Origin of the sequence: Flavobacterium sp. (genome assembly GCF_029242675.1) — a bacterium.
Lineage (GTDB): Bacteria > Bacteroidota > Bacteroidia > Flavobacteriales > Flavobacteriaceae > Flavobacterium.
The window spans coordinates 1-5,063 of record NZ_JAQWTM010000264.1; the positions used below are offsets into that span (position 1 = coordinate 1).

General features: G+C 35.4%; 5 protein-coding genes. All 5 read right to left on the reverse strand.

Annotation, left to right across the window (positions count from 1 at the left end):
- Nucleotides 1–204: 204 nt before the first annotated feature.
- Nucleotides 205–1,566, reverse strand: a complete 1,362-nt coding sequence (locus tag P8M54_RS09820) for an exonuclease domain-containing protein (protein WP_300287647.1) — start codon at nucleotides 1,564–1,566, stop codon at nucleotides 205–207.
- Between the two features lie 48 nt (nucleotides 1,567–1,614).
- The gene (locus tag P8M54_RS09825) at nucleotides 1,615–2,277 is read right to left on the reverse strand and encodes a YggS family pyridoxal phosphate-dependent enzyme (protein ID WP_300287648.1); all 663 of its coding nucleotides are present in this window, start codon (nucleotides 2,275–2,277) and stop codon (nucleotides 1,615–1,617) included.
- Nucleotides 2,278–2,303: 26 nt separating this feature from the next.
- Nucleotides 2,304–3,518 carry a DUF1015 domain-containing protein gene (locus P8M54_RS09830; RefSeq protein ID WP_300287649.1) on the reverse strand — a complete coding sequence of 405 codons (1,215 nt, stop codon included), beginning with the start codon at nucleotides 3,516–3,518 and terminating at the stop codon, nucleotides 2,304–2,306.
- A gap of 73 nt (nucleotides 3,519–3,591) precedes the next feature.
- The gene (locus tag P8M54_RS09835; protein WP_300287650.1) at nucleotides 3,592–4,479 is read right to left on the reverse strand and encodes a 3-hydroxybutyryl-CoA dehydrogenase; all 888 of its coding nucleotides are present in this window, start codon (nucleotides 4,477–4,479) and stop codon (nucleotides 3,592–3,594) included.
- A 58-nt stretch (nucleotides 4,480–4,537) separates the two neighbouring features.
- Nucleotides 4,538–5,063, reverse strand: a 526-nt coding sequence (locus P8M54_RS09840) for a Gfo/Idh/MocA family oxidoreductase (protein WP_366525148.1), incomplete at its 5' end; no start/stop codon positions are given.

A 5,063-nucleotide genomic window follows, 5' to 3' on the forward strand; every position in this document is an offset into this window, starting at 1 on the left:
TCATAGTGATTGTAGCCCAGATAAAAACGGAAACCCCGGACGATTGCAAGTTAGTATTTCTTAGTGTAAAAGAGCGACCTTAGAAGCTCCTTTTATGCGCTAGAAATACAATTTGCAGGAGGAGGAGTTGTAGTGGATAGCTGGAATGGCTTCTATGTATTAAATAATTTTAATTCATTTATGTTGGCCAAATTTAGGTTTGTACTAGAACTTGATAATCTTATGCATTTTATTTCTTCGAAGGTGATTTTGAATTATATTTCGCGTGTCGCGATTGTTTTGCATTGGAATGATGATCGTTTTTAAAATATCTATTTTATGTACTTGATAGTTCAAATCATAAAACGTATAGCCTTTATAGATTCCGTTTTCGATCAAAACAGCGCTGCGCTCGTTGATAGTTCGTCCTTTGTCAACAATAATCATGTTTTGGTTTTCAAAACTATTTTTAGTAATGAATTCGTTGACTCTCAGGTTGTATTCAAGTGCAGAAATTGCTCCAATGCAAGCGCCATCACACTCTTTTATGGTGTACTGAAAACATTCTTTAGTAGTTTGATATAAGCCAGTAAACTTTTGACATAACTTGTATTCAGCCGTGATCCTAAATAACGCATTTTTGCCTTCTTGCAAAGTTGAAAATGAGGTTATTTCTTTTTTGCGACCATCTGCTTTTTGTAATTTAAGATTGATGTAACCGTTTTTATCTAGTTCAGCATAAAGTGCCCATTGAAAAATACTTTTTCGTTGTGCTCGATTTAATATGGGTTTGTTGACCTTTATTTCTTCACTTTCTTTAAGTAGGGCTATCAGTTCGCTACCTGTTTCCTCGTAGGTTACGCGAAAAACTTGGGCTTGAATTTTTTTAGATTTGGCGTTGGTTCCCGTAAAATGCTGGTTGAGCCTTTTTTTTATGTTTCGGCTTTTGCCAATGTAGATTAGGTTTCCTTTTTCGTTATGAATGTAATAAACTCCGGTTCGCGAGGGCAAACCAGCTATGATTTCCGTTAATTTAGGTGAGATTCCTTTTTCTATTTCGGTTTTGATATAATCTGTGATAATCGTTTTTTCGAGATCTTTTTCAAGTAGCATTTTAAACAGTTTCACCGTCGCAACGGCATCTCCGCTGGCGCGATGCCTATCGGCCATTGGAATTCCTAAAGCACGAACAAGTTTACCCAGACTATAAGAAGGCTGGTCCGGTATTAATTTTTTTGCCAGTTCAACTGTACACAAGGTTTTAGCCTCAAAATTATAGCCTAATCGTCTAAATTCTGTTCGAAGGATGCGGTAATCAAAAGAGGCATTGTGTGCTACGATGATACAATCAGTGGTGATTTCTATAATACGTTTGGCTACTTCAAAAAACTTAGGAGCAGAGACTAGCATGGCATTGTTTATACCTGTTAGCTTAACGACAAAGGGTTGAATAGGGATTTCAGGATTGACCAGACTTATAAATTGATCGACAATTTCGTGTCCATCAAATTTATAAATGGCGATTTCAGTTATTCCTTCTTCGTTGAACTGACCACCTGTGGTTTCTATATCTAGTATTGCGTACAAATTATTTTATTTAAAATGGGGTTTACTATTGGGGCCTTCTATTAAAAACTAGTTTCGGCCACCAAAGATACTGCTACCAACTCGAACCATTGTGCTACCGCACTCAATTGCTAAAGGATAGTCACCTGACATTCCCATAGAGATGATAGTCAAATCACAATTAGGTACTTTTTGCTCGGCTGCTTTGTCAAATATACTTTTTAAAAGCATAAATTCTTTTTTAATTTGGTCCTTATTATCTGTGAAAGTTGCCATTCCCATTAAGCCTACAATTTTTATATTTTTCATTTCTTGTAGTTCGACAGAGTTAAAGATAGCAGCTAACTCTTCTTGGTCTAAGCCAAATTTTGTTTCCTCTTCGGCGATATGCATTTGAAGTAAGCAATCAATAACGCGGTTGTTTTTTGCAGCCTGCTTATTGATTTCTTGCAAAAGCTTTAAACTATCTACGCCATGAATAAGCGCTACAAAAGGTGCCATGTATTTCACTTTGTTAGTTTGTACATGTCCAATCATGTGCCACTGAATGTCTTTGGGCATTTGCTCCCATTTATCAGCCATTTCCTGAATTTTATTCTCGCCAAAAATGCGTTGGCCCGTTTCATATGCTTGCATTAAATCCGATACCGGCTTGGTTTTTGAAACCGCTGCTAGTGTTACGTTTTCAGGAAGTGTCGCTTTGATTGCTTTTATATTGTTTGCTATTGACATTGGATGCTGTTTTAAATGTTTTTGCCTTATAGTTCGTAAATAACTATTCCGCTTCTAAACTTAGGTTCAATATACGTACTTTTTGGAGGCATAATCAAATTAGTATCTGCTAATGCCTTTATTTCGTTGATATTTGAAGGATAGAGGATAAATCCAACTTGATATTCTCCTTCGTCTATTTCTTTTTTTAATTCTAAAATCGATTGTTTACCTGATACGTATTCGATTCGTTCATCATTTCGTAAATCTTCTATGTTTAAAATAGGAAGTAGGACAGTGTCAAACAGAATTTGGGTATCGAGGTTTTCTAAAGCATTAGCTGAATTTTTTACCCTTTTTCGAAGTTCAAGCTGGTAAAACTCATTGTCCAAATACATGCCAAATTCATGATTCGTGACAGGCTGATAGGGTTGTTGGTCCTTGCTTTCAACAATGAATTTTTCATTCAACTTGCGAATAAATTTCTCTTTACTTAATCCATTTAGATCCTTTACAAGTCTATTAAATTCGTAAATTTTAATATTATTTTCGGCAATCAAGTAGCTTAGTAGATGGGCTTTGTTCTCATCTTGTGGGTTTTCCTCAGATAATATACGAGCTGCCTCTGAACGGTGGTGACCATCAGCGATATAAAGAGAATCAATTTTAGCAAACGTATTTTGAATCCATTCAATTTCTTCAACATCATCAATTTTCCAGAGATAATTGATTTCTTTCTTGGTCGTCGAAAACTCAAAATCAGCTAATTTTTGTGTTTGACTAAAAATCCAATTTTCGATTTCCTCATTATCAGGATAGGTCATCAGTACAGGCTCTGTGTTAAATTCAGAGTGGTGCATGTATTCTTTCAGCAGTCGAACTCTAAAAGCGAGCGTTTCTTCATGCTTTTTGATTTTGTTGTTTTTATAATCGGCTAGGGATGTACCAACGATTATACCTGTATATGATTGTGTTTTGGTTACAATTTTATGAATGTAAATGGATGGATTCTCATCTTTTACAAGGATATTCTCAATTTTAAAATCGTGGTACTTTTGATGTACTTGACGGTATCTTTTTTCAAAGGTAACTGATTCTACATTGTTGTAGGCCGGTTTTATGACATGTAAAAACGATAACGGATTAAAATCTAATTGAGCAGCTAACTCCGCTGTTACATACTCTTCATAGGATCGGCAGGTTACCAAACAAACTTTGTCTCTAGTGGGGCGAACTGCTCTAAATGGAATTATTTTTGCCATATCACTTTTGGTTTAAAAACAGAAAAGCAGCAAGAAACATCGCGATGCTCTTGCTGCTTTTAAATTATTTAAACTAGATAAATTGTTTCGAAATTTTCGCTGCTTTTTTACTTTCGCTATAGTCATAAAACCCTTCTCCTGATTTTACTCCTAATTTTCCAGCACGAACCATATTTACTAACAGTGGACAAGGAGCATATTTAGGATTTTTGAATCCGTCGTACATAACATTTAATATAGCTAAACATACATCTAAACCAATAAAATCAGCTAGTTGAAGTGGTCCCATTGGATGTCCCATTCCTAATTTCATCACGGTATCAATTTCATATACACCAGCAACTTTGTTGTATAAGGTTTCGATAGCTTCATTAATCATTGGCATTAAAATACGATTAGCCACAAAACCAGGATAGTCGTTTACTTCAACAGGCGTTTTACCTAACTTTTCAGATAGTGTCATGATCGGAGCTGTTACCGCATCGCTAGTATTGTACCCACGAATGATTTCAACTAATTTCATAATAGGCACCGGATTCATAAAGTGCATTCCAATAACACGTTCTGGATGTGACACTACCGCTCCAATTTGCGTAATTGAAATGGAAGAAGTATTTGTTGCTAAAATAGTATCATGAGAACAGGCGTCATTCAACTGTTTAAAAATGTTTAGTTTAAGCTCTACGTTCTCAGTCGCAGCTTCAACTACTAAATCAGCACCAACAACACCATCTTTAATATCCGTATAAGTGATTATGTTGGTAATTGTTTTTGCTTTGTCTTCTTCGGTGATGGTTCCTTTAGAAACCATTCGGTCTAAATTGGCAGCGATAGTAGCCATTCCTTTATCCAAAGATTTCTCTGAAACATCTATTAATTTAACGGTAAATCCGCTTTGTGCAAAGGTATGAGCGATTCCGTTACCCATAGTTCCTGCACCAATTACAGCTATTATTTTCATTTAAGGTATATTTAATTTTAAAGTCTTCTCGTTTAACTTTTAAATTCGAATTTGTATTTTATTTTTTGAAGCAATCAATAATTTGATAAGCAACTTTCAATGCTTCTGTTGCTTGTTCTAAGGTTACAATTGGGGTTGAATCGTTTGTAATAGCATCAGCAAATGTCTCTAATTCGTCTAGAATAGCGTTGTTTTGCTCTACTTCAGGATTTGAAAAATAGATTTGTTTTTTAACACCTTCCGCATTTTGTAAAATCATATCAAAATCACCTGGAACTTCAGGAGCATCTTTCATTTTAACTACCTCACATTTTTTCTCTAAGAAATCCACAGATATGTACGCGTCTTTTTGAAAGAAACGCGTTTTACGCATGTTTTTCATTGAGATGCGGCTTGCAGTAAGATTGGCAACACAGCCATTTTCAAATTCTATTCTTGCATTGGCAATGTCTGGTGTGTCACTAATTACAGAGACACCGCTCGCGCTAATATTTTTAACCTTTGATTTAACCACACTTAATATAACATCAATATCGTGAATCATCAAGTCTAGAACCACTGGAACATCGGTTCCACGAGGATTA